The organism is Aminobacter sp. MET-1, from assembly GCF_026521175.1.
Classification (GTDB): domain Bacteria; phylum Pseudomonadota; class Alphaproteobacteria; order Rhizobiales; family Rhizobiaceae; genus Aminobacter.
Genome location: NZ_JAMSHL010000016.1, coordinates 119,638 through 146,366 on the forward strand (window position 1 = coordinate 119,638; position 26,729 = coordinate 146,366).

Below are 26,729 nucleotides of genomic sequence, written 5' to 3' on the forward strand. Positions count from 1 at the left end.
CTTGGGCCGAACCCGGGGTTCGGCCCATCTTTCCAATCCAAATTGAGTATCAACATGAAGAAGTTGCGTGTCCGGCTGAATCATACCCCAATGGGGCCCCTTGCAGGCTTCTTCCTCGCTGAAGACCGCAGCTATTTTGCCGATGAGGGGCTCGAGATCGAATGGTCCGGCGCTCGCGGGGCATCCGCCGCCATCGCCGATATCGCGACGGGGAACTATGACGCCGTCTATGGGGATATCAATTCGCTGACGACGCTGCTGGCGTCGCTCCCCGAAGGAACCGGCCCGCAGGCGGTTTTCGTGGCGTTCAACCGGACGCCACTGACAGTGTCGGTGCGCGCAGAAGGCCCCGTGCAGATGCCCCGCGACCTGATCGGCAGAACGCTTTACGGTCATCCCCACGATTCCGCGCGTATCTTCTTTCCAGCCTATGCGCGTGCTCTGGGCTTCGCTGTCACCGACGTGGATATCCGGGATGCCCAAGGCAGCCTTGGTGAGCTTGTGCGCGCCATGATCGAAGACAAGGCCGGCGAAGGCGTCTTTGGCTTCGTGAATTCCACCATTGCATCGCTCAGCGATATGAACTCGCCGCACGAGGCCAATACGCGCTTCCTCGAATATTCCTCCGCCCTCCCGGACTTCTACGGCAACGCCCTCGTCGTGACGAGAGCGTTGCTCGATCGCGATCCTGACGCCGTTCGCGGTCTTGTGCGTGCAGTCAGCCGCGGCTTCCGGGATGCGATCCGCGATCACCGCGCCGGGATCGATTCCGTCATGGCTCACGGAGCCGAGATGAGCTACGCGGTCAATCTTCGTCGGTTCACGGGAACCCTCGAGCGCGAGATGAGCCATCCAGAGCGGGAGCACCTCGGCATCGGGGACGTGGATCCGGCGCGGCTTTCCCGCAGTTGCGAGCAGGTGGTCACCGCCCTTAACCTTGCCCGACAGGTCAGCGCCGAGGAGCTTTTCTCGCCAACCTTCCTGCCCGCTCTCGACGAGCGCCGCTTCGAGCCTTCGACATGACGACGTCAGGCAACGACAGCGCAGCGGGCGGCATCTCGCTGCGACGATATGGTTCCACAGGCCGGATCCTTGTGCGCGAGGCCTCGACGATCCTCGCCACCTTCTTCGGCCTGCTGGTCGTGACCTTCCTGATCGGCCGAGTCGTGCCGATCGATCCGGTTCTCGCCGTTGTCGGCGAGAATGCACCGGCCGACGTCTACGAGAACATGAAGACCGAGCTCGGCCTCGACCAACCATTGTTCGTCCAGTTTGGCGACTACATCGGCAAGGTTCTCCATGGCGATTTCGGCGTCTCGAACCTGACAGGCAATTCGGTTTTCTCCGACATTGCGACGGTCTTCCCCGCCACGCTGGAACTCGCGACCCTTGGGACAATCATCGGCGTGCTGATCGGTGTACCGATCGGCGTCATAGCGGCCGTGCACCGAGGGAAGTGGATCGATCATCTGGCGCGTGTCATCGGACTGTGCGGCTATTCCGTTCCTGTCTTCTGGCTCGGGCTCATGGGGCTGCTTCTCTTCTATGCGAAGCTGGGCTGGGTCGAGGGACCCGGGCGCCAGAGTGTGGCGTATGTCGATATGCTGACGCCCGTGACCGGCGTCATTCTTCTCGATGGCGCCATGGAAGGCGAATGGGAGGTCTTCCGGGACGCCTTTTCCCACCTGATCCTGCCGGCAACACTGCTGGGCTTCTTCAGCCTTGCTTACATCAGCCGGATGACGCGCAGCTTCATGCTGACCGAACTCCAGCAGCAATATATCACCACGGCCCGTGTCAAGGGATTGTCTGAGCGCCGGATCGTGTGGGGGCACGCGCTGGGTAACATCATGGCACCGCTCGTCGCCGTCATCGCCCTTTCCTATGCAAGCCTGCTGGAAGGCTCGGTCCTGACCGAAACCATATTCGCCTGGCCGGGCCTTGGCCGCTACATCACCAACTCCCTGCTCAATGCCGACATGAACGCCGTGCTTGGCGGCACCGTGGTGATCGGCGCGATATTCATCGGCGTCAACCTCCTGTCCGACATTGCCGGCCGACTCTTCGATCCGAGGACGAGATGACAGATATACGCACCTATCTCCTCACCGACGAGGCGCAGTCGCGGATGCAATCGCGGCTTGGACAAGCCTATCGCCGATGGCTCGTGTTTCGCGGCAATCCGCTGGCGATGGTCGGCCTCGTCATCGTCGTGACGCTCCTTTTGATCGCTGCCTTCGCGCCGTTGATCGCTACACACGATCCGATCGACCAGAGCCTGGCGCAGCGTCTGCAGCCGGTGAGCGCCGAACACTGGCTCGGCACCGACTCGCTTGGCCGCGATATCTTCAGCCGCATCGTCTATGGTTCGCGCATCACACTCTTCATCGTCCTGGCGGTGGTGGTCACGGTGGGGCCGGTCGGCCTGCTGATCGGGGCCACAGCCGGCTATTTCGGCGGGTGGGTCGATACACTCCTGATGCGCATCACGGATGTGTTCCTCGCCTTCCCGCGCCTGATCCTTGCGCTGGCGCTGGTATCCGCGCTCGGGTCGGGTCTTGAGAATGCGATTCTCGCCATAGCCCTCACCGCATGGCCTCCTTATGCGCGCGTTGCACGGACGGAAACTATGGTCATCCGCAAGTCCGACTATATCGCAGCGGCGCGCCTGCAGGGGGCATCGCCCGCCCGCATTATCCTGGGACAGGTGACGCCCATGTGCGTTCCGTCGGTGATCGTCCGCTCTGCGCTCGACATGGCCGGTATCATCCTGACGGCTGCCGGTCTCGGCTTCCTGGGTCTTGGCGCTCAGCCGCCGCTTCCCGAATGGGGTGCCATGGTGGCCACGGGCCGCGAGCAGGTCTTTGATCAGTGGTGGGTATCGGCTTTTCCAGGTCTTGCCATCTGCATCTGCGCCCTTGGCTTCAATTTGCTCGGCGACGGGCTTCGGGACGTGCTGGACGCCAGATGACCTTGCAGAGCACAGATCAGCCGCTGTTGGAAATCTCCAACCTCAATGTTCACTTCCACAGCAAGGTCGAAACGACCCACGCGGTACGGGGGCTGTCGTTCTCGCTCGGCCGGGAGCGCTTGGGTATCGTCGGAGAATCCGGTTCCGGCAAATCACTCACCGGCCGGGCCATTCTCGACCTGGTCCCTCATCCCGGACGCGTGAGCGCCGACCAGATGACCTTCATGGGTCAGGACCTGTTGACGATGGACGCAAAGCAGCGCGGTGCGCTACGCGGCGCCCACATGTCTATGGTCATGCAGGATCCAAAATTCTCGTTGAATCCGGTCATGACGGTTGGCCGCCAGATAGCTGAGTCCTACCGCGCCCACCGCAAAATGAGCCGTAGGCAGGCGAAGGAAGAGGCGCTGCACGCACTTGAATCCGTCCATATCCGGGAGCCGAACCGGGTCTATGATCTCTATCCGCACGAAGTGTCCGGCGGCATGGGCCAGCGCATCATGATCGCTATGGTGCTTGCTGCCGAGCCCGAACTGCTCATCGCCGATGAACCGACATCCGCGCTCGACGTCACCGTCCAGATGCAGGTTCTGGCCATCCTTGATGATCTCGTGAAGGAGCGCGGCATGGGACTGATCTTCATCAGCCACGACCTGCCTCTGGTCGGCTCGTTTTGTGACCGAGTCATCGTTCTTTACAACGGAAGAGTCATGGAAACGCTCGAGGCCAAGGATCTGGCCAATGCCAAGCATCCCTACACACAGGGGCTTTTGAACTGCATGCCAGACCTCGACCACAGGAACGAGACGCTACCCGTCCTTCAGCGCGACAAGGCATGGCTGGTATGAGCGAACCCGCGATAAAAATCGAAAACCTCAACATCCATTTCGGCGGCTTGCATGCCGTGCGCGACGCAAGCTTCAGCGTGAACCGGGGTGAATGCTACGGTATCGTCGGGGAATCCGGCTCGGGAAAATCGACCATTCTGCGTGCCATATCCGGCCTCAATCCGAATTGGACCGGCACGGTCGAAATCGACGGTCAACCGCAAACACAGCACCGCCCGAAGAGCTTTTATAGAACCGTGCAGATGGTGTTCCAGGACCCCTACAGCAGCCTGCACCCGCGCCACACCATCGATCGCACCCTCTCCGAACCGATTTCGATCTTTGGCCTGGATCGATCCGAAGAGCGCATCCGCACAGCTCTCGAACGGGTCGGGTTGCGTGCCGGTTTCAGATTCCGCTATCCGCACCAGCTGTCCGGGGGCCAAAGGCAGCGCGTCGCCATCGCGCGCGCCGCCATCCTCGAGCCGTCGATCCTGCTGCTCGACGAGCCTACTTCGGCACTCGACGTGTCGATCCAGGCGGAGGTGCTTAACCTGCTGAAGGAGCTTCTCGCCAATTCCGGACTGACGATGATCCTGGTCAGCCACAACCTTGCCGTAGTCACTCATATGTGCCAGCGCGTCGCCGTGATGAACGGTGGCCGCATCGTGGAGGAAACCACCTCTGACGCGCTACGTGACGGCCGTGTGCGAGAGGACTACACCGCTCGGTTGCTCGCAGCAACGCGTAGCTACAACCGCGCCGCAGCGCATGGCCTAAACACCTTCGACTGAAATCGGTTTTCGGGCGGCGTATTTGCGGCGGCGCTGGCCCATTTTCCTTTGTTTCGCCGCGGTGGTTCAGGACGGTGCCGACATGGATTCGACACAGGCGTTGCGCGAATTGTGGCCCGCTATCGAACCCTACAGAACGGGGCGGCTGCGGGTCAGCTCTCTCCACGAGCTGTATTTCGAGGAGTCGGGCAATCCGGCGGGTAAGCCCGTTGTGCTGGTCCATGGCGGGCCTGGATATGGGACCGAGCCCGAGGATCGTCGTTACTTCGATCCCGCGCGCTATCGCATCATCGCCTTCGACCAGCGTGGTGCCGGCAAATCCACGCCGCTCGGCGAGACGAGGGACAACACGACTTCCCTACTCGTCGAAGACATGGAAACCCTGCGCAGGGAGCTCGGCCTCGAACACTGGATGCTGTTCGGCGGCTCATGGGGTAGTACGCTCGCAATCGCCTATGCGCAAAGCCATCCCGACCAGGTCACGGCAGCGATCCTGCGCGGCATCTGGCTGAACAGCAAGGCAGAGATCGACTGGTTCATGACCGGCATCAGCCGGTTCTTTCCCGAACTATGGGAAACCTTCGCCAACTGTCTGCCTGAAGCCGAACGCGCCGACGTAGTTTCCGCCTATGCCAAGAGGCTTCAAGGCGACGATGCTGTGCTGCGCGACGCGGCCGCACGTGCGTGGGCCTGCTACGAGGGGGCATGCTCTACGCTCCTCCCCGATCCGGGAACAATGAACGGGTTCCAGGAGCCGCATGTCGTCGAAGCGCTCGCCCGGATCGAGGCATCGTACTTTATCAACGAGGCGTTTCTGCCGCCCAACCATCTCATGGACAACATGCACCACATGGCCAAGATCCCCGGCCTCATCGTCCAGGGACGCTATGACATGGTCTGTCCACCGCGAACGGCCTTCGAAGTGCACAAGCGCTGGCCCGCATCGCGCCTGGAGATCATTCCCGATGCCGGCCACTCCAGCAGCGAGCCGGGCATTCGGCAAGCGCTGTTGGCCGCAACCGAACAATTCAACTGGCAGGGTCGATGATCCTGCTTGAGACGATCGGTTTTCCGCCGTCGGAGACGCTCACTCGCTCCCCCCATTCAGCAGCGTTGATTGGGTGAGCACCTCGAACGCCGTTCCGGATGGACCGGCTGTAACGAGCTCTTTCGACAACTCAGTTGCAGCGGCTGCACGCCGCTGCTGACGGTAACCACCAACCCATCCAAGGGAATAGGAAGAAATGCTCACCATCGACAGGATCAACCGTATGGGATCCGAGGAATTCGTCTCCGCCTTGGGACCGATATTCGAGAACTCGCCGTGGGTCGCACGTAGCGCTTGGGACAGCCGTCCCTTCGTCAATGCCGAGACGTTGCATGGCGTTATGTTTGACCAGGTGCTCCAACGTGACGCCTCGGCTCGAATTGAGTTTCTGCGCGCGCACCCAGATTTGGCAGGAAAGGAGGCCAAAGAAGGACGAATGACAACAGAGTCTACCGCCGAGCAGGGAACGGCCGGCCTCGATCGCCTGTCTTCAGGTGAAGCTGCGCTCATAGACGATCTGAACCGCCGCTATCGCGCAAGACATGGCTTTCCTTTCGTCATCTGCGTACGTCATTACACCAAGGCCGGCATCTTTGCCGAGTTCACCCACCGACTTGAGCGTGGCACCGACATGGAACTGGAGGAAGCGCTGCGGCAGATCTCTTACATCAGCCGCTACAGGCTGGGGTCCATGCTTGCGCCAGCGGCAGCGCCGCACGAATGACCAACATGTCGCCTCGGCACTGTCAAATTTTGACGAGACTTCCAGCAGGTGGAGATGGTCTTCGGCAGGGGCTGCACACTGCTCCTGCAAGGAACTTTGGAGCATGCAATCAGGCACTGTTGAGTGATAACGCTTGGACCTCCTCCAGTGAACTGGCGATGATGCCGGCCATTGCCTTGCCGGCATCCGTCAATGCGTTCACGTCGCGGGAGCTGAGTGAAAGCGCCACTGACATGCGAGTTCCAGAAAGCGGCACAAAACCCAGCTCTCCGCGTCTGACTTCTTCATAAACATCAATCAATGTCAGTATGCTTATTCCCAGCCCTTCTTGAATTGTGGCCTTTAGAAGAGCAATGGAATTGGACACGGCGATTTTGTAAATCGGCGATCTCAGCTTCTGGATGAGCAGGTCGGCCATAGGACCTATCGTCAAGCTGTCGTCTGTCGAGATAAATCGCTCACTCAAAATATCTTCGATATCAACGTGCTTTCTCTGCATCAATTGATGAGACGGCTGCGCGACTATGCCAAGTCGCAAATGCGCAGTCTTGACAATATTTAAGCCTATGTCCTGGGGCGTATTGAACGCGATCGCCAGATCTATCGAGCCCGACTTGATCTTGTCGAGTATGAAGTTGGTGCCGTCGACATGCGCCCGTAGGCTGGCGCCGGGATGCTGGGCCTGAAGCCTGCGGAACGCCTTCGGCAGGAATCCTGTCGCCAGACATTCCATGATCCCGATACTGACCGTGCTGCCATGCGAGGGACGCAGTCCCTCCACCTCAGCACCCGTCGCGATGATCTCCTGCTGCAATTTCCGAACCTGCCCCACCAGGATTCGACCTGCTTCCGTCGGCCGCATGCCGCGTGGCAGCCGTTCAAAAAGCGGCTGCCCATACTCCAGTTCCAGATTCAGTATCTGGCGGTTGACGGCCGAGGCTGTCGCATTCATCTGCTCCGCCGCCTTACGGATCGACCCAAAGCGGGCAACCATCTCCAGCGCCTTCGCGCCTTGTGTGATCAAGGGCATTCTCGACACCTGAAATGCGACTGTACGTTTTTTTGATACACTACTGACGCAAATATTCGCTGGTCAATGAGGGGGATGAAAAACTAGCCTTCAGCTCGATTTCGGGGGGAATTCAATGAACTTCAAGCACAGCTTTTCTCGTCGTCGGTTCCTGGCTCTGTCGGCCGCCGCGTCTTCATCCCTGATCATGCCGAACTGGATCGGCCAGGCGCGCGCGGCACCTCTCGCAGGCATCAAGGAAGAGGATGCCGTCATCGCCTTCGGCCTGACGGGCCCGGTCTCGGATGAAGGCTGGAACACCAAGCAGAATGAAGGGGCCAAGGCGATCCAGGCGGCCTTCCCGAAGGCGAAGCTGCTGGTGGTCGAAAGCATACCTTTCTCCGCCGACGCCAGCCGCACGTTCCGGCAGTTCGTGCAGGAGGGCGCCCAGATGGTGTTTTCAACCTCGAACTATGGCGACTTCTTCGCATCGGTGGTCGAACGTTCGCCGGATGTTGCTTTCCTCGAAGCAGACGGCCGACGCGTCGCCGACAATCTCGGCTGGTACTACGCCGCCCATTGGCATCCGACCTATGTGCTCGGCGTGACGGCCGGCCTGCTCAGCAAATCCGGAAAACTTGGCTTCGTCGCGTCCTTCCCGGTGCCGATGGCGATCTCGTCGAGCAATGCATTCTTGATGGGTGCCCGCTCGGTGAACCCATCGGCGACGCTCCAGGTCATCAGCATCAATTCATGGTTCGACCCGCAAGGCGCCAACCAGGCCGCAAGCGCGCTTATCGACAATGGCTGCGACTTCCTCTTCGGCGTCATGAACGAGGCCTCCTATCTGCAGGTCGCCGAACAGCGCGGCGTGCGGGCAGCGATGTGGGGCTCCGACATGCGGCGCTACGGCAAGAACGCCTATGTCAGCTCGATCGTGCCCGACTGGACCGCGTTCTATGTCGACCAGGTCCGCAAGCGTCTCGAAGGCAGCTGGTCGGGCGGCGGCCAGACCCTGCTTCCGCTGGGCGGCGGCATCGACCGCGATGCCTGGGGCGAGACGGTTCCGGCCGAGGTGGCGGCCCAGGCCGACGCGGTGCGCGAGAAGATCATCGGCGGCTGGAGCCCGTTCACCGGCGAGATCAAGGACACGACCGGGGCAGTGCGGGTGAAGGCGGGCGAAACGCTCGACGAGGTCGCGCTCTACAACTGGGACTGGTCGGTGGAGGGCGTGTCCGGGCTCAGCACCTAAGCCGATCGCCTCGCTCGATGGACGCTGCAATGCCTGATCCGAGACATCGCCCTGTTAATGGCGACAAGATACGGTCGCTCGTGTCGCTGCGCGGGATCGCCAAATATTTTCCCGGCGTCATCGCCAATGCGGATGTCGACCTCGACATCCGTGCCGGCGAGATTCACGCCCTGCTGGGCGAGAACGGCGCCGGCAAGTCGACCCTGATGAACATCCTGACCGGCATCTACCAGGCCGATGCCGGGGAGATCGTCGTCGATGGAATGCCGGTTCGCTTCGGCTCTCCGCTCGACGCGATCGCCGCAGGCATCGGCATGGTTCACCAGCACTTCAAGCTGGTCCAGGCCTTCACGGTCGCTGAAAACATCCATCTTGGATGGCGAGAGACGCCGCCGCTGGCGTCGGCCAGGCAGCTGGAAGCGCGAACGGCCGCGATCGCGGAAAAATTCAATCTTGCCGTCAAGCCTGACGCCCGTATCCACGCCCTGTCGGCCGGCGAGCAGCAGCGCGTCGAGATCCTGCGCGTGCTGGCGCGCAACGCGCGCATCCTGATCCTGGACGAGCCGACAGCGGTGCTGACCCCAGCCGAGGCGCGGGAACTGTTCAAGGCCCTCGACGCCTTCCGGAAATCCGGCAATGCCGTCATCTTCATCAGCCACAAGCTTCATGAAGTCCTCGAGATTTCGGACCGTGTGACGATCCTGCGCGGCGGGCGCAAGGTGGCGACGCATGAGACCAAGGCGTGCGACCATCGCATGCTTGCCGGCCTGATGGTCGGGCGCGAAATCGTGCTGGGAAATTACCGCGACCGGTCGGTCGAAACGGCACAGCATGCCTGTCCGGCGGCTCTGGAGCTCAGGAACGTCTGCGCCTACGACCAACGTGGCCTGCCGGCGCTCCGGAACGTCGACCTCGTCATCCGGGCCGGCGAAATATTGGGGATTGCCGGTGTTGCAGGCAACGGCCAGCGCGAGCTGAGCGAGGTCATCACCGGCATTCGGCCGCTGGTGTCGGGCGAAATCCTGATCGGTGGACAGGCCGCGAGCCGCCAGGATGCGGCAGCCTTCGCAACATTCGGCATCGGCCATATCCCGGAGGACCGCCTGCGCAGCGGCCTTTCGCCCTCGCTCTCGATCGACGACAATGTCGTGATCCGGGAATACAAGACCGATCAGGTTTCGCGCGGACCGTTCTTCGACCCACGGGCCGCCAACCGGCTGGCCCGGCGCATCGCAGCGGATGCCGAGGTGGCCATTCCCGATTTCGGCATGCCGGTGCGGAACCTCTCGGGCGGCAACCAGCAGCGCCTCGTCGCCCGGCGCGAGATCCGCATTGCGCGGAAAGTCCTGGTCGCCGCCTATCCCAGCCGTGGCCTCGATATCGGCGCCATCAACACCATGCTTCGCTATTTCGTCGAGCTTCGAAACCAGGGCGTGGCCGTCGTCCTGATTTCGGAGGACCTCGAAGAACTGCTCAGTCTCTCGGACCGCATCGCGGTTCTCTACGAAGGCCGCATCATGTCCGTTTTCCAAGCCGACAATGCCGACATGGAGACCATCGGCCTGCTGATGGGCGGGCAGACGGCTGCGTCCACAACCGCTGGCGCGAGGCCGTGATGTCCTGGCGTCTGCAACGTTTCCCTTCGCCCAGGCCGTCCGTGGCTTTTGCCGTTCGCGTCATCGCGATCCTGCTTGCGCTGATCGTCGGCGGCCTCGTTGTCGCCGTCTCCGGGCTCGATCCGCTGACCCTCGGCGGCCAGGTCGTGAAGTCGACATTCGGTTCGAGCTTCGGGCTGGAGGACCTTGGCCTTCTGGCGACGCCGCTCATCCTGACAGGGCTTGCGGTCATGATCACCCGGCGCATCGGGCTCTGGAACATCGGTGCCGAAGGCCAGTTCTATGCAGGTGCGCTGGCAGCCGCCGCACTCGGCCTGTTCGTCGAAGGCCCGGCCTGGCTGATGCTGCCGGCGATGTTCCTGGCGGGCATCGCCGGCGGCATGGCATGGATCGCCATCCCGACGCTCGCCCGCGCCTTTGTCGGGGTCAACGAACTCATCACCACGCTGCTGCTGAATTTCGTGGCGACCCTGCTCGTCTATTATGTCGCCACCGGGCCGTGGCGCGACCGGGGTGCGGGTACGCTCGGCTCCACGCCGCGCATTCCCTACGAGATGCCTGAACTCTGGGGCATGGTTCACTGGGGCTTTGCCATCGCGGTGGCGCTGACGGTGCTGGTGGCGGCCGTGCTGTCCTTCACCCGATGGGGATACGAGGTGCGCATCAGCGGCGCCAATCCCGAGAATGCGCTCTATGCCGGCATACCGGTAAGGCGGCGCATCATCGTGGTGATGCTGCTGTCGGGCGCGATCGCGGGGATTGCCGGAATGCTGGAAGTGGCCGGCACGGTGCACCGCCTGCAGGGCGGCATTTCCAACAATTTCGGCTATCTCGGCATCATCGTCGCGGTGCTGGCGCGCACGTCGTGCCTTGGCGTGCTCGCCGCCGCGGCATTGATGGCCTTCATCCTCAACGCCGGCATCATCCTGCAGACGCAGGGACTGACCACCAGTGCGATCGTGGCGCTGACCGGCGTCGTATTGATGTTCACCGCCATCGGCGACGAGTTTGCGCATTATCGTCTCGTCCGCACCGATCGAGCCACCGCATAGGACGCCGCCATGGACATCATTACGGGGTTGCTGACGACGGCGGTGCTTGCCGGAGGCGTGCTCGCACTGGCGGCACTTGGCGAGGTCATCTGCCAGCGCGTCGGGGTGGTGAACCTTGGCGTCGAGGGACTGATGGCACTCGGCGCGGTGACGGCCATCGCCGTCACCATCAGCGTCCCGAACCCGTCGGCCGGTTTCGCAGCAGCCCTTGCGGTGGGTCTCTGCTTCGGCATGGTCTTTGCCCTGGCGACGGTGATCTTCCGCGCCAACCAGATCCTGTGCGGCCTGGCGCTGACGCTGATGGGCACGGGCCTCGCCGCCACCGCAGGCAGGGCGTTTTCCGGAATGCCGGCCAAGGCGACATTCCAGCCCGTGGCCGTGCCCTATCTGAGCGACATTCCCATCCTCGGACCGGCCTTCTTTTCCCAGAATGTGCTCGTCTACCTGATCTTCATCATCTTGCCCGTCGCCATCCACTGGCTGATGTTCAAGACGCGTCACGGCCTCAACATGCGCGCGGTCGGAGAAAATCCGGCAGCGGCCGACGCAGCCGGCATTCCGGTTCTGGCGATGCGCTTCTGGTATGTGTCGCTGGGTGCGGCACTGGCTGCGGGGGCAGGCGCCTATCTCACTCTTGCTTTTGTCCCGTCATGGTCGGACGGGATCGTCGCCGGCCGGGGCTGGATCGCCGTCGCGCTGGTCATCTTTGCCCGCTACCGGCCGCTGAACGTCGTCATGGCGGCGCTTCTGTTCGGGCTGATCACGGCACTTGGCTATGTCGGGCAGGCGCGCAACTGGCCAGTCGCGCCGGCGCTGCTCGGCATGCTGCCCTATCTCGGGACGCTGGGCTTCATCATCGTTCCCGTCATCGTCCTGCAGCGCAGGAGGCAAGTGTCGGCGGCGCCGGCAGCGCTGGGCCTGCCCTATTTCCGCGACGTGCGCTGAACATCTGAAATTCTGAAAAACCGGATCCCGCAACGGATCGCGTAGGAGGATACGCATGACCATCGATATCGCCATCATCAACGGCACCGTAATGCCCATGGGCGGCACCACGCCGATCGAGCGCGGAGCGATCACCATCGCCGGCGACAAGATTCTGGCCGTCGGCCCGCAGGACGCCATCGATACCAGCGGCGCTGCAAAGATCATCGATGCGTCCAACTGCGTGGTCATGCCGGGTTTCTGCGACAGCCACACCCACATTGCGTCGAACCTGCTGCTGCGTGGCCTGCTGGAGGACGTCAGGCTGTTCGAATGGCTCTCCACCATGTGGCAGCTCAAGCGCAATTTCGATCCCGAGACGCTGTACTGGGCAAGCCTCAACGGCCTCGTCGAAATGGTGAAGTCGGGCGTCACCTCCTTCAACGAGCATTTCGATGCCTATGCCGTGGAGCCGCAGATCGAGGCGCTCAAGAGGATCCCGCTTCGCTCGACCCTCGGTTACGGCTTTGCCGATCGCGGCGTCTACGCATCGATCACCGACTGGTCCTGGAAGACGCTGCACAGCTTCGGCGATATCGTCGCCAGGCACCACAAGTCGCAAAACGGATTGCTGCATGTCGGACTGTCGCCGCATGCCACCTATTCCTGCGGGCCGGACATGTTCCGGCTGTCGCGCGAGGTCGCCGACGCGCACAACGTGCCGATCCACATCCACCTCGCCGAAGCGCCCCAGGAGACTGCCTATGTCGCCGAAACCTACGGCACGTCGGCGGTGCGCTGGCTGCATTCGCTCGAGTTCCTGAAATCCGACGTGACCGCCGCCCACTGCACGCAGCTCGACGAGGATGACGTGAAGATCCTGGCGGCGACGAGGACGAAGATCGCCCATTGCCCCTGCTGCAACGCCAAGGTGGCGTCCGGAACGCTGCCGCTCAAATGCGTGCGCGAGCATGGCGTGACGGTCGGCATCGCCACCGACGGGCCGGCCAGCCACAACACGCTCGACATGTTCCAGGAAATGAAGTTCGCCGGCCTGCTCCACAAGGACAAGACAGCCGACCCGGAATTCCTCAAGACGACCGAAATCCTGGAAATGGCGACCTCCGAGGGTGCCAAGGCAATGAACCGTCCCGAAACCGGGACGCTTGCGCCCGGCATGGCGGCCGACGTCATCGTCGTCGACCTGGACAAGGCGCACACGCTGCCGGTTTACGACACGGCTGCGGCATTGGTCTATTCAAGCCGTGCCGATGACGTGCTGCACACCATCGTTGCCGGCCGGCTGCTGATGGAGAACCGCATCGTCGCCGGCATCGATGAGGCGGAAATCCGGGCCAATTTCCGCAGCAAGGCGCATGCGCTGCGCAAGCGCAGCCTGGGGTGAACGAAGCTGAGATGGCGGAGTTCACGCTCAATGACTTTGAAAGGTTCGATCTCCGATCCGAACAGCTTACTTGGTCGAGATTGGTTTTTCAGTCTGAAGCTGGATAAATTGCATGTTGGCCCTGACAGCAAACATCGTCGCCAACATGCTGGCGGTCGCGACTGCGCCTCTTGTGGACTTTCCAGGTGCCGCTCCAAAGCGGAACTGCCAAGCAGCTGCTAGGCCTCGGTACGATCCTTTTTCCGCTCGAACGGCGCTTTGACCCACTGCAGCAGCCCTTCATATGCGGCCTGGAATTTGTTCCGGGCCGCGGTGCCGCTGCCATTACGATCGAAATAATAGCTCGAATAACGGTCGAGAAACTGCTCCGAACCGCCGTAGGCACCGTAATGCGGCAGGCGCTTGAGATCGACCTTGTTGAGCACTAGTCCCAGCATCTTGGATGCGATCTGCGGCTCGGCTGCGAGCACCGAGCGCACCAGAGGGCGTGGCGTCGCGCCCCATTCGGCAACCAGCACGAAACCATCTACCAGCGGCGCAAACGCCTTGGCGTCCACCACCGGGCCAAGTGGCGGCAGATCGACCACGATGTATTCGAAGGTCGACTTGGCGTCCTCAACGAAGCGGCGCATGCCGGGCGACGACAGCAACTCGCTCGTATGCGAGAAGCGAGCGCGCCACGCCGCCGGCACAATGGCGAGCTTGGTCTGTCTGTCGACCTTAATCGCCGACTGCCAGCCCTGACCGTCGACCACGGCCTCGACCAGCCCGCGTTCCGTCACGATGCCGAGCGAGCGACTGAGGCCAGGATTGCGCAGGTCGGCGTCGATCAACAGCGTCCGTGCCCCATTGCCGGCAAGCAGGCCGGCGAGATTGGCGGCGACCATCGACTTGCCTTCGCCCGGCAGCATCGAGACGATGCCGATCACCTTGCAGGGCACGTCCTGCAGCACGACGTCGCCGGCAATCCTGGTATTGCGCAACGTCTCGGCAAACAATGACGCCGGTGCATCGACAGTCACCCGCATACGTGCCCGCCTTTCGCTCGCCGCCGACACCCGCGGTTGCTCGGTGCCTTCCGCCGGGACTGTCGGCTTCTGGTCGTAGCCGCCGAGCAGCGGCAGGTAACCGAGGAACTTGAGGCCGAGGCGCTCACGCACATCCTCGGCCGTGCGGAAGAAGCGCTCGTTGAACTCATTGAATGCGCCTGCGGCAGCGCCCATGATCAGACCGAGCACCAGCGACAGGCCGAGCACCAGCGAAGTTCGCGGGCTTGATGCGCTGCGCGGCAAGGTCGCCTCGGAGATGACCCGGACCTTCGCGATCGGGAACGAGCGCTGCTGCGAGGCCTCCTCGTAGCGAGACAGGAAGGTCTGATAGAGCGTGCTGAGTGCGGTTGCCTGCTGCTGCAATTCACGCAACCGCACCTGGGCCTGGTTGGCCGAGGAGTTTTGGCCCGTGGCACCAGCGACACTTTCGGAGAGTGTGGTTTCGCGCGAGCGCGCCACCTCATATTCGTTGCGATAGGTCTCCGACAGTTGGCTCAACTCGCGGAGGACCTGCTTGGCAATATCGGCCTGCTCCTTGCGCAACGCCGTCGCCTGTGGATGGTTCGGACCGAAGCCCGTGGCGATCTCCTGCTCGCGCTTGGAAACCGCCGCATAGCGCTTCTTGAGCTCGGACAGCACCGGATTGCCCGGGTCAGCGGCCGACAGCGTCGAGTTCTGCACGGCAGCCTCCGGCCCACCATCGACGATCGTGCGGTACTGCTCATAGCGTGCCCTTGCCTTGGCCGTGTCAGCCTTGGCAAGGGTCAGTTGGGCATTGAGATCGGAGAGCTGTTGCTCGGCGATGGTTTCGCCGCGCGCCGCCGCCAGCCCGTTGTCGGCGCGGAATTTCTCGACCTCAAGTGCAGCCGCCTGCGAGCTGGCGCGTAACTCCTCCAGTCGTCCCTGCAGCCAGACTGCCGCCTTCTCGGTGGCCTCAAAGCCGGCGTCCAACTGGTCGGCGACGAATGCATCTGCATAGGCCCTGGTAATTGCAGCCGACAGCTGCGGGTCGATCGAGCGATAGGCGATGGAAATGACGTAGCTGCGACCGATGCGCTCGGCCATGACATTGGCCTGCAGCGCCAGGACCGCCTGTTCCTTGCGCGCGGCCTCAGCTGCCGCCCTGCGCTCCGCCTCGCTCAACTCGGCTCCGACCGATGCATCGGGGCGCGAGCGGAAAATGCCGACGAAGCCGCGTGCATAGCCAACCAGCGTCGAGGCCAGGGATTGTGGCGGCTGCATAAAGGCAGGGTTTTGATCGAGCTTCTGCTTGTCGACCACGACGGCTGCCAACCGCGCCGATTTGATGATCTCGATCTGGCTGAGGATCGCCGCATCGGTCTGCATGTTGACCGGGGCCGCCGATACCTCGTCGACGATCTTGTTCATGCCTTCGTCGATCAGGACGCGCGTGGTCGCGGTGAAGCTCGGCGGCGTCGTCTGGAGATAGACGAGCCCGAGAACAATGCCGATCGCAGCGCCCGCGCCCACCACCTTGACCTGGCGCCGAGCCATGGAGAACAGGCGTTCCAGGTCGATGAAATCGCTCCCTTCGCGCGCCTCGTCCTGCTCGGCGTTGCGGCGATTGCTGAAGGCGAAGCTGGCATAGTTCATAGGCATTCCAGTCTTTTGCGGAGCACGAAGCTGCACTCGGAAGGGTCAGACGCCCTCTGCAACGTGCTGCCCTGAAACAGAAAGCCGGCCCCGGCGACACGCGGCCGGCCGAGTCCTGGTCGTCGCCCGATCAGGCCGCTGCTGCCCTGTCATTCTCGGCGATCATCTCGCGCAGCGCTTCCAGCACCGAGCCCTTGAGATCGGCCCGTTTCAGCGCGAACGCCACATTGGCCTGGATGAAACCTTCCTTGGAGCCGCAGTCGAACATGCGTCCCCCGAACGGGCGGGCGAAGAACGCCTGGTTGTCGGCAAGCCTGACCATCGCATCCGTCAGCTGGATCTCTCCGCCGGCGCCACGCGCCTGGGTGCCGAGCAGCGTGAAGATCTCCGGCTGCAGGATGTAGCGGCCGTTGATGTAGTAGGTCGACGGTGCATCGGCCGGCTTCGGCTTCTCCACCATTGCCGTGACCTCGAAGCCCGAGCCGGCGGCTTGGCCTTTACCGACGATGCCGTATTTGTTGGTCTCATGCGGCTGGCATTGCTCGACGGCAATCACATTGCCGCCGGTCTCGCCATAGAGCTCCATGATCTCGGCAAGGCAGCCGCGCTTGCCGAACGACACCATGTCGGGCAACAGTAGCGCGAACGGCTCGTCGCCGATGATGTCGCGGGCGCACCAGACAGCGTGGCCGAGGCCATGCGGCGCTTGCTGGCGGGTGAAGCTGGTGGTGCCGGGCACTGGCAGCAGCGTTTCCAGCGACTTGATCTCGGCGACCTTGCCGGCCTGCTCTAGCGTGCCGATCAGTTCGGGATGCAGGTCGAAATAGTCCTCGATGACGGCCTTGTTGCGGCCGGTGACGAAGACGATGTGCTCGACGCCGGCTTCCAGCGCCTCGTCGACGGCATACTGTACCACCGGCCGGTCAACCACCGGCAGCATCTCCTTCGGCATCGACTTTGTCGCCGGCAAAAACCGCGTGCCAAGACCAGCCACCGGGATGACTGCCTTGCGGACTTTCCTGAAACTCGACTTCATATACTCTCCTCGTGTTGTCCGATCGAAAATGAGGCCGCCACCTCACCTGCCCGACCGGGATGCAAATTGTTGTGCGAGCCGCTGCAAGCGAACCGCGATCGGCATGCGCAGGTGGCGCACCGCCGACGGATTGCCGAGCGCAGTCCTCACCGCCTTGAGCGGCGAACGCGATTTGATGTGCTCCACCAATGACAGGAATGTGGCGGCCCGTTCGAGGCTTCGGGTCCTAAGCGTGAACGCTTCGCGAGCCGCCACATCGAGGCTGTTGACTTCGGCGAAGATGCGGTCGGCGCGCTGCATGGCCTCGACGTGAGGCAGCTTCAGCACCCGCGAGATAGACCCCTGAAGCACATGGTAGCTATAGCCTACCGCCGGTTCGACGGCGCAGCCGCCGCCCCGCGCGAGCGCGCTCGCAAGCAGGACGTAATCCTCGCCAATGCGCAGGCTCTCGTCATAACGCAGGCCGTGCCCGTCGAGATATCCACGCAGGAATATCGGCTTCATGTAACCAAAATTGAACGTGGATTCGAAGACGAGATTGCCGGCGATGAAGTCGGCAAGAGATAATTGTCCGAGACCTTCGAGAAAGTCCCCCGAAAACATCGCACCTAGGGTGGTTCCGTCTTCACGAATCACCTCGAGATTGTCGACGGCCATCGCAGCACCGCGCTTTTCGGCGCACGCGATCATTGCGGCCAATCTTTCCGGGCGCACCGTATCGTCGGAATCCAAAACCGCCACCCAACGCCCGAGCGCGGCGTCCAGGCCGGCATTCCGGGCTCCGCCCGGGCCGCAGTTGCTCTTGAGCGCAACCACCCTGACTCTTGGGTCGGAATGAGCGCGGGCAATTTCCAATGTTCCGTCGGTCGAGCGATCGTCCACCACCACGACCTCGACCGAAACACCCTGCTGCGCCAGCGCGCTGTCGATGGCACGGCCAAGTGTCAGCTCGGCATTGTAGGCAGCGATGACGAAGCTGACATCAGGCTGCATGCGTAGTCTCCTTGCCGCCGTAGAGCCGCAGTTCGCGCAGGCCCAGGAGGCCGCTGGCCACGCCGACATGCATGATGCAGCGCAGCAGGTTGCGGTTGCGGCAGACCGGTCGGAAAACGGCAAGCGCTGCGGCTGCAAAACAGTAGCCGGCCTTCGCCGCGGCGAGGCCCAGCTCCGGAATCACGGCCAGGCCTGAGCGGCGCGTTCCGATAAGACGCCCATGCGTCTGGCCCACGCGATAGCGCCGCCTGGACAGCCAGCCGAAGCTGGCGCGCCCAACCGGAACCGGCTCTTCCACCCAGGCATCAGAGGCATAGGCGAATGTTCCGCCGCTGCGATGGACCTGGTCGAAGAATTCGGTGTCCTCGCCGCCCGTCTGGCCACGCAGCAGGCTGAACCGTCTGCCAGCGACCGATGCCGCCCGCGCCCGCAAAAGCACGTTGCAGGTGTAGCCGGTGCGGATTTCACCGCCGACGAAGACCGGATAGGTCGAGTGAAAATCACCCATGCGCATCCAGCGCGGCGCCGTGCTGGCATAGCGTGCCCTGACCGGCCCAAGCACGACATCGGCGCCCGTTGCGTCGAGCCGCTCGACCAGCCGCATAAGCCATTGGTCGGTCGCCTTCTCGTCGTCGTCGATGAAGGCGACCAGATCGGCCGAACTTGCGTCCAGGCAGGCGTTGCGTGCGACCGAGATGTTGCCTGCCGGGGCATGGACGTAGCGCACGGGCAGCGACAGCTTGCTGGCAAGCTCAGTAACCAACGCCGATGCGCTCGGCATATCGTCGTTGTCGGCCACGACAACACCGACGCCGTATCCCCTGGGCAGTTCCATGGCTTCAAGCGAGCGCAACGTGTCGGCCAGTTCCGGGCGCCGAAACGTGCAGACGCAGATGTCGATGCGAGCGCCGGTCATGCGGGGCGGCCTCGCACGCCCGCGCCGACCATCTGCTGCCAGAAGCCCAGCGACCAGGCGAAATGCATGACCATGGCCGACACACCGGCCAAGGCGAGCTTCGGATCGCCGGCGCGCCAGGCCAGGCGTCCGCCATAGGCAAGGCAGATCGCCGCCCACAGCGCCAGCGGCGGCGCGAACAGCCAGTGGAGCGGCGTCAACATGGCAACCAAGGCGGCGGGGAACACCATCAGCGGCACCATCTGCCTGAGCTTCGGTACCAGCCGATGCTTGAGCAGGTTGCGTGCCCTCCCCCGGCCGTAACCGAGATATTGCCCATAAAGCCCCTTGAGCGAGTTGCGCGGAAAATAAGTCATCTGCGTCCTGCCGCTCAGCCAGATGCGGAACCCCGCCTGCTTCAGCCTATGGTCGAGTTCGGCGTCCTCGTTGTGGCTGAAGCTCTCGTCGTAACCGCCGACGGCGGAAAAGGCATCGACGCGCAACAGCGCGTGATGGCCGTGGTCGATCCACTCGCCCATCGAACTGTGCCGGTGTTTTGAACCGCCGGTACCCAAGCGCGAATTCTGCGCGGCCGCCGCCGCCCGTTGTACAATCCCTGAGCCTCTGGTCAGCATCGACACGACGACAGCGTCCGCACCGGTGTCGTGGGCATCCTTGATCAACCTGTCACAGTAATCGTCAGGGTAGCCACCATGGGCGTCGATGCGGATAAGATACTCGGCCCTACCACCGAACCGGCTAACGGCGAGGTTGACGGCCGCGCTTTGCAGACGGCGCGGGTTGTCGATCAGCACCACATCAGGATTGTCTGCTGCGACGGCCGAGACGATGTTGCGCGTCCCATCTTCGCTGCCGCCATCGGCCACGACGACAAGAGCCCCAAGCCGGCGCGACGACGGCAGTAGCTGGGCAAGCAGCGGCCCGATGTGACGTGCCTCGTTGAGGCATGGAATGACGATGATGCAGGATCCAGGCATTGCTCAGCTATTTTCTGTTGAGATTTCAGGCGGCTACGGCAGCGATCTCGCCATCGGCGAGGCCGGCAACCTTCACCAGCTTGGCCACAAGCACGCGGCAGTCGGAACTGTTGCAGCTCCAGGTCGACGGCTCGCAGGCCGTCACCTGGTCGCGCAAGGCGCGATAACGCTCCGGCGTCATGGTGCCGAGCGCCTTGTCGAGCGCTGCCACGGATGCCTCTTCCAGGACGATGCCGATGCCCTGGCGCTGGAGGAAGGTCGCCGTCTCCGTGCCGGCCATGGCGATCGGCACCGTTCCAAAGCGGCAGCCTTCATAAAGCCGGTTGGGCAGAAGCCATGTCGAGTTCAGGCCCTCTTCGAAGAAGTCGATGGCCCACGAGAAATGTACGCCGCCATAGATCGCGGCCATGTCCTCGGGATTGCGGTAGGCACCGCCGAAGGACAGATGCCTGGCTGCACCGACCACGCCGAGGAAATCGTCGAATTCGGTCAGCGCCGGTCGGCCGCGTAGGACGACTTCGAACGCGCCGTCTGCGCTCTCCGTGAAGGTTTGCAGCAATTCCAGCGATTTGCGACATCGGAGCGCGCCGAACCAGCCGATGCGCCATGGCTGCGCTGCCAAAGGACCTGCCAGTGTCGGCGCGACGGGCCCCTTGGGCCCGAGTTCGAGCAGCTTGTTCTCCAGCAGTTCGATGGGCGCATCGATCTGACCGAACTTCTGGAAGTAATGCCTTACGAAGGCCGGCGAACTCGTCAGCAGCAGCCTGACGTCGCGTCCGAGCCTGCGCTCGGCACCGCGCAGCGCGCGTCCGACCATGTCGTCGCGCAACACCAGACGGTGAATATCCAGGCACTCGTAGACAACCGGCGCAGACGTGCCAAACGCGCAGCGCGCGCGTTTGGCCAGCGCCAGCATTTCGAGATTGCGCGCAAGAATGACGTCGGGCACCGGCTCGCCTTTCAGCGACGCGGCGATACCAGCGGCGGCCTTGGCAACAGCCCCAAGACGTTGCGCAAAGCGTCCGTCACGCGTGTATCCGAGATCGATCGGCGTTACGCCCTCGATATCAGAAAGAGGTAATTTAGTCCTGCGGAAACCGGCTAACGTCAGACGTGCGCCACCGGCCTTGAGCATGATGACCCGACGGCGAACAGCTGGATCGGAAATATCATGCACGAGGTACAGAACATGCAGCATGAGATCACGCTCGCAGTTTGGCCCACCGAGTCGAGATGCTAGGGAAGCACTTGCTGCATCGCAACAAATACTGCCTCCATCCGCCTCAACTTTTGTTGCGTCGCAAAATAGCCCGTTTGATCTGCATGGATCGCGGGCGGCGGGCCTCACCACGGAGACGCAGCTGCATGAAGAAAATCATTGTCGAAAACACTGTTTGCCTGAACACCGGCGACGCAGCGATCCTCCTGGCGATCAGGCACGTATTGAGAGCGGCGACCGACGAGCCACTCCAGTTCCACGTCTTCGACAGCCAGCCGGACGTAGCCGCGCGGCTCTACCCCAAGCGCGACTATCCTGACATCGACATCCGTCGCCTGCCCTCCGAGACGGTCTTCAAATACCCCTATGACGACAACCCGCTGAAGAACCTCGCCAAGCCGATCTACAACCGCCTTGTCCACAGCGCCCTGCGCCACTACGGCCAGAGCCGAGCGCTCGACGAGACAATGTTCAGCGACGACGAGCGCAGCAGCCTCGATCTCTACCGGCAGGCCGACATGGTGATCACGACTGGCGGGACCTATCTGATCGAGACCTACAATCTCGAAAAGCGCCTCAACCAGTTCCGAATCGATGCCGTTTTCGGCAAGAAGACGGTCTTCTTCACCCAGTCGCTCGGACCGTTCGACAAGGCCTACAACCGTCGCGAACTGAAGCCGGTCCTTGACCGCAGCCCGTTGATCCTGCTCCGCGACGAGCGTTCGCGCCGACATCTCAAAGGCCTGGTCGAAGACATCGGCAAATGCCACGTCGTTGCCGATTCCGTCTTCGCCCTGGCTGACCGGCAAAAGATCGAAGGCATCCTTGCGGCAGCGAAGCCGCTGGAGACGACAGGTCGTGTCGGCATTTCGGTGCGGCACTGGAACTATGTCCGCGGCGGCGAAGGCGGCATGGACCGCTACAGGGAGTCGATCCGGCGTATCGCCACCGACCTGGTGCGCAATCACGGCAAGAAGGTGACGTTTGTGTCGACCTGCCAGGGCGTGCCTGAGTATGCCCATGACGATTCGAAGACAGCACGTGCCATTGTTGCCGAACTCGACACAGACGTCGTCGCCCATGTCAGCGTCGACGGCGCATTTCATACGCCGGAACAGCTCATGCAGCTCGTCAAGGGCTTCGACTTCGTCATCGCCACCCGCATGCACATGATGATCATGTCGTTGTGCGTCGGCACGCCGGTTCTGCCTATTGCATATGAGTTCAAGACCAGGGAGCTGGCCAAGCGGGTCGGCCTCACCGACCTGCTGCTGGACATCGACACGATCACGCCGGATGAGGCAGCCGACAAGCTCGCGGCCTTCGCGACCGCTCTCGACGTCAGAAAGCGCACGACGCTCAACGCCGTGTGCGAGGAACACGCCTCGGCAATGTCAGCGGCCGACCTGATCCGGCCGCTGCTCGCACAAGGTTCAGCCCTTGCGGCGGACGACCATGCGCCACGCATCACCGAGGGCGCAGCGTGACTGCGGCACCGCGACCATGAAGGTCAGCGCCACCGCGTAGCTGAGCACGGCCGCGGTGGCCGCCAAGACGAGATTGCCGTGCGAGGTAAGCATGGGCTGCAGCTCGGCATAGGCCAGCCAGGCTATGCCGGCCGCGACGATCAGCAATCCCTGGACGAGCAGGAAATCCACGGCCGAAACCGGCCCGACCCGCTGCATCAGCACGGCAAGCACCGGCAAGCGCAGCACGTAGCCGCTGATTGCATAGGCGGCGGCAACGCCGACCGCCCCCCATCTGAGACCGGCGACGAAGGCAATCACTGTCGTCAGCGCAGAATAGATGCCCCATCGGAACATCGTGCCGGTTTTGCCCTGGCAGATGAACACCCAGCCGGTGGTGCTGGAGACCGGTTGCATCAGCCCCGCGATGCCGAGCCAGGCAAAGATCGGCGCCACCGCCAGCCAGCGCTCGCCAAACAACAAGGCGACGACCGGCTCGGCCGCCATTGTCAATGCGGCGATGCCAGGCACGGTGACGAAGGCGAGCAGCCAGTTGGTGCGGAGATAGGCGTCGCGGAACCGGACCTTGTCGTTCTGGATACGGCTCAACAGCGGCACCATAAGGCGCGACAGCGGCTGGTTGATGTTTTGCAGCGGAAACAGAAGCAACTTGTAGGCGCGGTCGTAATAGCCGAGTTCGATCGCGCCTGAGAACTTGCCAATCAGGATGTTATCGAGATTGCGTGAGAAGAAATTGACCAGGTTGAAGCCGGTGAGGTTGGCGCCGAAGGACAGGATATCGCGGTCAACGCGCAGATCCGGTCTTTTGGGCAGCCAGCCAGTGGCCCGCCATGCAGCCAGCAGCGTCACCAGCGCGCCGATGGCAGGGCCGATGACCAACGCCCAATAACCGAGGCCGGCATAGGCGGCGGCAATCGCGGCCACCAATCCGGTAACGCCCGTCAGCACATCGTTGATCGCCAATTGACCGAAACGCATGTGCCGGTTCATCAGCGCCAGCGGCAGCGCCGCAAGGCTGCCGAGCAGCAGCGGCATTGCCGCTGCAAGCGCGATACCGGTCATTCTGGCATCGCCGTAGAAGGACGCGACCAGCGGCGAGAGCGCCGCAACGACGACCGTGCAGACAAGGCCCGCAAGCGCACTGATCCAGAACACCTGGTTCAGCTGTGCCGGCGCAATGTCCGACCGCTGAATCACCGCCTGCTGCAGGCCGAGATTCTGGAACAATCCGACAAAGGCGACGATCGGCCCGACCGAGGCGACGAGGCCGAAATCCTCGGGCGCAAGAAGACGTGCCAGCACGACCACCGAGACGAACTGGATGCCCATGCGCACGGCCTGCGCCGCCCCGGTCAGGGCGCCGCCGCGCAGGGCGATGCGACCCAGTTGCTGCGGCACGGCATTCATGCCGCTGCCTTTGTTTCGGCGAGATGCACGAGCATGCGAACGAAGTCGTCGTTGAGGCTGGTGGAATCGAACTCTTGCTCGATCTTGACGCGCGCCACGCGCGCCATCCGTGCGCAGACGTCGGGATTGTCGGCGACCCAAATGAGCTTCTCGGCCAGCGCTGCGGCGTCCCGCTCGGGCGCGAGCAGGCCGCTGCGTCCGTCCTCGATCAGCTCGGGAATGCCGGAATGATGGCTGCTTACGACGGTCAAGCCCGCCGCCATGGCCTCCATCAGCGCCACCGGGATACCTTCGACGTCCCCGTCACTGGCCTTGACGCTCGGCAGCACGAAGACATGCGCCTTCCCAAGCCGTTGCTTGACCTCGGCATGGGGTCGCGGCCCGAGGAATTCGACGCGGTCGGCAATGCGCAGATTCTGCGACATCAATTTCAAGCTCTGCAACAATTCGCCGCCGCCGATGACGGCATAGGTCCAGTCGACATCGGGCCGCCGCGTCGTCACCTGCGCCAGCGCCCGCAAGGCAAACTCGATCCCCTTCTTCTCGGTGAGGCGGCAGACCGAGATCAGTTGCAATGCCCCCTCGCCTCGGACGGCCGGACGAAACTCAATCTGTTCCGTCCGCACCCCCATGTGGTGGACAACCACCTCGTCGGCGTCAGCACCCACACCCAACAGCGCATTGCGGAAATAGGCATTGACCGGCAGTTGTCGGGCGCCCTGCTCGAAGACCACGCGATAGCGGCCGAGCGTGCCATCATCGATGGGGCCGCCGACATCGTTGCCGTGGAAGATGGTCACCAGCGGCGCATCGATGCGCCGGCGCTTGATCGAGCGCGCGACCCGCAGCCCATTGTTACCGAAATGGGCGACGATGACGTCGTATTTCTCGAGCTTGCTGGCGAAGGCGATGTCGAGCGCCGTCGACGTCTTGTCCCAGAGGGGACCCGACCATTTGCGCAGCGCCGGGCGCAGCGGCGCCAACCCGCCCCACCAGCGCTCAACACCCAATGGCAGATTGCGCCAGCGCTCTGCATCGACATGGCGATCCTTGCCGAAGGTCGTCACGTTGCAGACGACGCCGACTTCGAGACCCCTTTCGAGACAGCCTTCGATCTGGTCGAGCACGAATGTCTCCGACAGCGACGGAAACCGGTCGACGACGAAACACACCTTCATCGAGCTCTTCCTGCTTCAGGCTGCATGATCGAGCCGCCGGGCGGCCGCCTTTTCCAGCACCCCCATGAAGGTGGCGAACTGCTGGTCGGGATCGAGCTGCGGCCGGCGCGCAAATTCCCGCGCCGCGCTCGACAGGCGCTCATGCTCGGCGCCGGAGTTCCAAAGGCTGCGCATCGCAGTGACCCAGTCGTCGAGCGGCGCGTCGTGGTCCAGCACCAGCCCGCCGGGACCGACTGCTTCGGGCAGGCCGCCGCGGCGCGAGGCTATGACCGGGATGCCGCTGCAATGCGCCTCGGACGCCACGCGTCCCCAGGCTTCCTCCCACTTGCTCGGCGCAAGCAGGATGCGGGTACGGCCGTAGACGGTCTTCATGTCGTTGGTGCGCCCCTCGAGCCTGACATTGCCGAGCGGCGCGATCGTCGCCTCGATGCTGGTGCGGTGCTCGTCCGACAGCTTCCAGCTTTCGACGAACAGGAACGGGATTTCCGGGCAGCGTCCGGCGATGCGCACGGCAAGCTCAAAGCCTTTCTCATTGTAGGGATTGATGAGGGTGACGAAATCGCCCGTGCTTTCCGTGGCATAGAAGGCCGGGTCGATGGTTGGCGGGATGACGGTCGATTCAATGCCGAAGCGCTGCCGGTAGGTGCATGCGGTGAACTCTGAGTTGGCAATGTAGTGTGCGGATTTGAGTTCGCGTAGGTCACCACCCAGTTCGTGGAATTCGACGTTGCGGAGGTAGATCACGACGGGAACGCCGCGTTCTTCGAGCGCTGCAGCTATCGGTACCGACTTGTGGCACTGCACGACCGCGACATTGGGCCGAAGCTTGTCGATGGCGAATCCGGCAGCCTCCCAGGGGAACCAGGCGCGGACCACGGGATAGCCTGGAAAAGTGTCGATGACGGCGCGCTGCCGCATCAGTTTCATCTTGGCGCGGGCCTTAAGGCCAAACATTCCGTCGCCGAACAGGGCCGCCAGCACCGATGCCTCGTGGCCATGAGCGCGCAATTGCTCGACCAGATGATGCGTGCTCGATTGCACACCGCCGCTGAACTCAGGCGTGTATCCGTTGCCGCCGGCAAACAGAACCTTCATGTGCCTCTCCTTGTCGGTTGATGTTCGCTCAGCTGGCCTTGCGGCCGATGGAGACGTATGTGATGCCGTGGCGGGCGACGACCGCCGGGTCGTAGAGATTTCGCCCGTCGAAGATGACGGCTGTCGAGAGCTGCTG

General features: G+C 62.9%; 23 protein-coding genes. 13 read left to right on the forward strand and 10 right to left on the reverse strand.

Annotated elements, in window-relative coordinates:
* The first annotated feature begins 54 nt into the window (after positions 1–54).
* From NDO48_RS21065 to uraD, 7 genes are all read left to right on the forward strand, one after another.
* Entirely contained in the window at positions 55–1,023 is a 969-nt protein-coding gene (locus NDO48_RS21065; RefSeq protein WP_267322286.1) for an ABC transporter substrate-binding protein, read from the forward strand.
* Entirely contained in the window at positions 1,020–2,084 is a 1,065-nt protein-coding gene (locus tag NDO48_RS21070; protein ID WP_267322287.1) for an ABC transporter permease, read from the forward strand. The genes NDO48_RS21065 and NDO48_RS21070 overlap by 4 nt, the downstream gene beginning before the upstream one ends.
* Complete coding sequence (nikC, locus tag NDO48_RS21075; protein ID WP_018426055.1) at positions 2,081–2,971, forward strand: nickel transporter permease; 891 nt, start codon at positions 2,081–2,083, stop codon at positions 2,969–2,971. Before NDO48_RS21070 ends, nikC begins: the two co-directional genes overlap by 4 nt.
* Positions 2,968–3,819 (forward strand): ABC transporter ATP-binding protein, encoded by an 852-nt coding sequence (locus NDO48_RS21080; RefSeq protein WP_267322288.1) that lies wholly within the window; start codon positions 2,968–2,970, stop codon positions 3,817–3,819. The genes nikC and NDO48_RS21080 overlap by 4 nt, the downstream gene beginning before the upstream one ends.
* Positions 3,816–4,592 (forward strand): ABC transporter ATP-binding protein, encoded by a 777-nt coding sequence (locus NDO48_RS21085; protein WP_267322289.1) that lies wholly within the window; start codon positions 3,816–3,818, stop codon positions 4,590–4,592. The genes NDO48_RS21080 and NDO48_RS21085 overlap by 4 nt, the downstream gene beginning before the upstream one ends.
* 82 nt (positions 4,593–4,674) lie before the next feature.
* On the forward strand, positions 4,675–5,640 hold the full coding sequence (pip, locus tag NDO48_RS21090; RefSeq protein WP_267322290.1) for a prolyl aminopeptidase: 966 nt from the start codon (positions 4,675–4,677) through the stop codon (positions 5,638–5,640).
* A 196-nt stretch (positions 5,641–5,836) separates the two neighbouring features.
* Positions 5,837–6,364: a 2-oxo-4-hydroxy-4-carboxy-5-ureidoimidazoline decarboxylase gene (gene uraD, locus NDO48_RS21095; protein ID WP_267322291.1), complete on the forward strand. Its 528-nt coding sequence runs from the start codon at positions 5,837–5,839 to the stop codon at positions 6,362–6,364.
* 109 nt (positions 6,365–6,473) lie between these two features.
* On the opposite strand, the gene NDO48_RS21100 is transcribed toward uraD, so the two are convergent.
* The gene (locus NDO48_RS21100) at positions 6,474–7,394 is read right to left on the reverse strand and encodes a LysR family transcriptional regulator (protein WP_267322292.1); all 921 of its coding nucleotides are present in this window, start codon (positions 7,392–7,394) and stop codon (positions 6,474–6,476) included.
* A 115-nt stretch (positions 7,395–7,509) separates the two neighbouring features.
* Here NDO48_RS21100 and NDO48_RS21105 point away from each other — a divergent pair, with 115 nt between their 5' ends.
* Genes NDO48_RS21105 through NDO48_RS21125 form a run of 5 tightly spaced genes read left to right on the forward strand, consistent with a single transcriptional unit; the run spans position 7,510 to position 13,622 of the window.
* Positions 7,510–8,625: a BMP family ABC transporter substrate-binding protein gene (locus tag NDO48_RS21105; RefSeq protein WP_267322293.1), complete on the forward strand. Its 1,116-nt coding sequence runs from the start codon at positions 7,510–7,512 to the stop codon at positions 8,623–8,625.
* A 29-nt stretch (positions 8,626–8,654) separates the two neighbouring features.
* Positions 8,655–10,241 (forward strand): ABC transporter ATP-binding protein, encoded by a 1,587-nt coding sequence (locus NDO48_RS21110; RefSeq protein ID WP_267322294.1) that lies wholly within the window; start codon positions 8,655–8,657, stop codon positions 10,239–10,241.
* Positions 10,241–11,293: an ABC transporter permease gene (locus NDO48_RS21115; RefSeq protein WP_267322295.1), complete on the forward strand. Its 1,053-nt coding sequence runs from the start codon at positions 10,241–10,243 to the stop codon at positions 11,291–11,293. The genes NDO48_RS21110 and NDO48_RS21115 overlap by 1 nt, the downstream gene beginning before the upstream one ends.
* Positions 11,294–11,302: 9 nt before the next feature.
* The gene (locus NDO48_RS21120) at positions 11,303–12,238 is read left to right on the forward strand and encodes an ABC transporter permease (protein WP_267322296.1); all 936 of its coding nucleotides are present in this window, start codon (positions 11,303–11,305) and stop codon (positions 12,236–12,238) included.
* 55 nt (positions 12,239–12,293) lie between these two features.
* The gene (locus tag NDO48_RS21125) at positions 12,294–13,622 is read left to right on the forward strand and encodes an amidohydrolase (RefSeq protein ID WP_267322297.1); all 1,329 of its coding nucleotides are present in this window, start codon (positions 12,294–12,296) and stop codon (positions 13,620–13,622) included.
* Positions 13,623–13,840: 218 nt separating this feature from the next.
* On the opposite strand, the gene NDO48_RS21130 is transcribed toward NDO48_RS21125, so the two are convergent.
* The 6 genes from NDO48_RS21130 to NDO48_RS21155 all read right to left on the reverse strand — a co-directional run bounded on the left by NDO48_RS21130 (position 13,841) and on the right by NDO48_RS21155 (position 21,405).
* The gene (locus NDO48_RS21130; RefSeq protein WP_018426044.1) at positions 13,841–16,285 is read right to left on the reverse strand and encodes a Wzz/FepE/Etk N-terminal domain-containing protein; all 2,445 of its coding nucleotides are present in this window, start codon (positions 16,283–16,285) and stop codon (positions 13,841–13,843) included.
* 130 nt (positions 16,286–16,415) lie between these two features.
* Positions 16,416–17,321: a UTP--glucose-1-phosphate uridylyltransferase gene (locus tag NDO48_RS21135; protein ID WP_267322298.1), complete on the reverse strand. Its 906-nt coding sequence runs from the start codon at positions 17,319–17,321 to the stop codon at positions 16,416–16,418.
* Positions 17,322–17,363: 42 nt separating this feature from the next.
* Positions 17,364–18,314, reverse strand: coding sequence for a glycosyltransferase family 2 protein (locus NDO48_RS21140; protein WP_267322299.1), 951 nt, complete (start codon positions 18,312–18,314; stop codon positions 17,364–17,366).
* A complete protein-coding gene (locus tag NDO48_RS21145; protein ID WP_267322300.1) occupies positions 18,304–19,230 on the reverse strand; it encodes a glycosyltransferase in 927 nt (308 codons plus the stop codon). The genes NDO48_RS21140 and NDO48_RS21145 overlap by 11 nt, the downstream gene beginning before the upstream one ends.
* On the reverse strand, positions 19,227–20,207 hold the full coding sequence (locus NDO48_RS21150) for a glycosyltransferase family 2 protein (protein WP_267322301.1): 981 nt from the start codon (positions 20,205–20,207) through the stop codon (positions 19,227–19,229). Before NDO48_RS21150 ends, NDO48_RS21145 begins: the two co-directional genes overlap by 4 nt.
* Before the next feature lie 25 nt (positions 20,208–20,232).
* Complete coding sequence (locus NDO48_RS21155; RefSeq protein ID WP_267322302.1) at positions 20,233–21,405, reverse strand: glycosyl transferase family 1; 1,173 nt, start codon at positions 21,403–21,405, stop codon at positions 20,233–20,235.
* A gap of 167 nt (positions 21,406–21,572) precedes the next feature.
* On the opposite strand from NDO48_RS21155, the gene NDO48_RS21160 reads away from it, so the two are divergent.
* Positions 21,573–22,913, forward strand: coding sequence for a polysaccharide pyruvyl transferase family protein (locus NDO48_RS21160; protein WP_267322303.1), 1,341 nt, complete (start codon positions 21,573–21,575; stop codon positions 22,911–22,913).
* Here the strand turns inward: NDO48_RS21160 and NDO48_RS21165 are convergent.
* Genes NDO48_RS21165 through NDO48_RS21175 form a run of 3 tightly spaced genes read right to left on the reverse strand, consistent with a single transcriptional unit; the run spans position 22,860 to position 26,593 of the window.
* Complete coding sequence (locus NDO48_RS21165; RefSeq protein ID WP_267322304.1) at positions 22,860–24,320, reverse strand: lipopolysaccharide biosynthesis protein; 1,461 nt, start codon at positions 24,318–24,320, stop codon at positions 22,860–22,862. The two genes, NDO48_RS21160 and NDO48_RS21165, sit on opposite strands and share 54 nt — an antisense overlap.
* Positions 24,317–25,498, reverse strand: coding sequence for a glycosyltransferase (locus tag NDO48_RS21170; protein ID WP_018426036.1), 1,182 nt, complete (start codon positions 25,496–25,498; stop codon positions 24,317–24,319). The genes NDO48_RS21165 and NDO48_RS21170 overlap by 4 nt, the downstream gene beginning before the upstream one ends.
* 15 nt (positions 25,499–25,513) lie before the next feature.
* Entirely contained in the window at positions 25,514–26,593 is a 1,080-nt protein-coding gene (locus tag NDO48_RS21175) for a glycosyltransferase (protein ID WP_018426035.1), read from the reverse strand.
* Positions 26,594–26,729: the final 136 nt, after the last annotated feature.

What these genes read in the sequence shown, in the direction of transcription:
- NDO48_RS21120 (WP_267322296.1), top strand. Translation starts at nt 11,303, where the DNA reads ATGGACATCATTACGGGGTTGCTGACGACGGCGGTGCTTGCCGGAGGC.
- NDO48_RS21070 (WP_267322287.1), top strand. Translation starts at nt 1,020, where the DNA reads ATGACGACGTCAGGCAACGACAGCGCAGCGGGCGGCATCTCGCTGCGA.
- NDO48_RS21080 (WP_267322288.1), top strand. Translation starts at nt 2,968, where the DNA reads ATGACCTTGCAGAGCACAGATCAGCCGCTGTTGGAAATCTCCAACCTC.
- NDO48_RS21100 (WP_267322292.1), bottom strand. Translation starts at nt 7,394, where the DNA reads ATGCCCTTGATCACACAAGGCGCGAAGGCGCTGGAGATGGTTGCCCGC.
- pip (WP_267322290.1), top strand. Translation starts at nt 4,675, where the DNA reads ATGGATTCGACACAGGCGTTGCGCGAATTGTGGCCCGCTATCGAACCC.
- NDO48_RS21135 (WP_267322298.1), bottom strand. Translation starts at nt 17,321, where the DNA reads ATGAAGTCGAGTTTCAGGAAAGTCCGCAAGGCAGTCATCCCGGTGGCT.
- NDO48_RS21110 (WP_267322294.1), top strand. Translation starts at nt 8,655, where the DNA reads ATGCCTGATCCGAGACATCGCCCTGTTAATGGCGACAAGATACGGTCG.
- NDO48_RS21170 (WP_018426036.1), bottom strand. Translation starts at nt 25,498, where the DNA reads ATGAAGGTGTGTTTCGTCGTCGACCGGTTTCCGTCGCTGTCGGAGACA.
- NDO48_RS21115 (WP_267322295.1), top strand. Translation starts at nt 10,241, where the DNA reads ATGTCCTGGCGTCTGCAACGTTTCCCTTCGCCCAGGCCGTCCGTGGCT.
- NDO48_RS21155 (WP_267322302.1), bottom strand. Translation starts at nt 21,405, where the DNA reads ATGCTGCATGTTCTGTACCTCGTGCATGATATTTCCGATCCAGCTGTT.
- NDO48_RS21065 (WP_267322286.1), top strand. Translation starts at nt 55, where the DNA reads ATGAAGAAGTTGCGTGTCCGGCTGAATCATACCCCAATGGGGCCCCTT.
- NDO48_RS21145 (WP_267322300.1), bottom strand. Translation starts at nt 19,230, where the DNA reads ATGACCGGCGCTCGCATCGACATCTGCGTCTGCACGTTTCGGCGCCCG.
- NDO48_RS21085 (WP_267322289.1), top strand. Translation starts at nt 3,816, where the DNA reads ATGAGCGAACCCGCGATAAAAATCGAAAACCTCAACATCCATTTCGGC.
- NDO48_RS21140 (WP_267322299.1), bottom strand. Translation starts at nt 18,314, where the DNA reads ATGCAGCCTGATGTCAGCTTCGTCATCGCTGCCTACAATGCCGAGCTG.
- uraD (WP_267322291.1), top strand. Translation starts at nt 5,837, where the DNA reads ATGCTCACCATCGACAGGATCAACCGTATGGGATCCGAGGAATTCGTC.
- nikC (WP_018426055.1), top strand. Translation starts at nt 2,081, where the DNA reads ATGACAGATATACGCACCTATCTCCTCACCGACGAGGCGCAGTCGCGG.
- NDO48_RS21130 (WP_018426044.1), bottom strand. Translation starts at nt 16,285, where the DNA reads ATGAACTATGCCAGCTTCGCCTTCAGCAATCGCCGCAACGCCGAGCAG.
- NDO48_RS21160 (WP_267322303.1), top strand. Translation starts at nt 21,573, where the DNA reads ATGAAGAAAATCATTGTCGAAAACACTGTTTGCCTGAACACCGGCGAC.
- NDO48_RS21105 (WP_267322293.1), top strand. Translation starts at nt 7,510, where the DNA reads ATGAACTTCAAGCACAGCTTTTCTCGTCGTCGGTTCCTGGCTCTGTCG.
- NDO48_RS21175 (WP_018426035.1), bottom strand. Translation starts at nt 26,593, where the DNA reads ATGAAGGTTCTGTTTGCCGGCGGCAACGGATACACGCCTGAGTTCAGC.
- NDO48_RS21150 (WP_267322301.1), bottom strand. Translation starts at nt 20,207, where the DNA reads ATGCCTGGATCCTGCATCATCGTCATTCCATGCCTCAACGAGGCACGT.
- NDO48_RS21125 (WP_267322297.1), top strand. Translation starts at nt 12,294, where the DNA reads ATGACCATCGATATCGCCATCATCAACGGCACCGTAATGCCCATGGGC.
- NDO48_RS21165 (WP_267322304.1), bottom strand. Translation starts at nt 24,320, where the DNA reads ATGAATGCCGTGCCGCAGCAACTGGGTCGCATCGCCCTGCGCGGCGGC.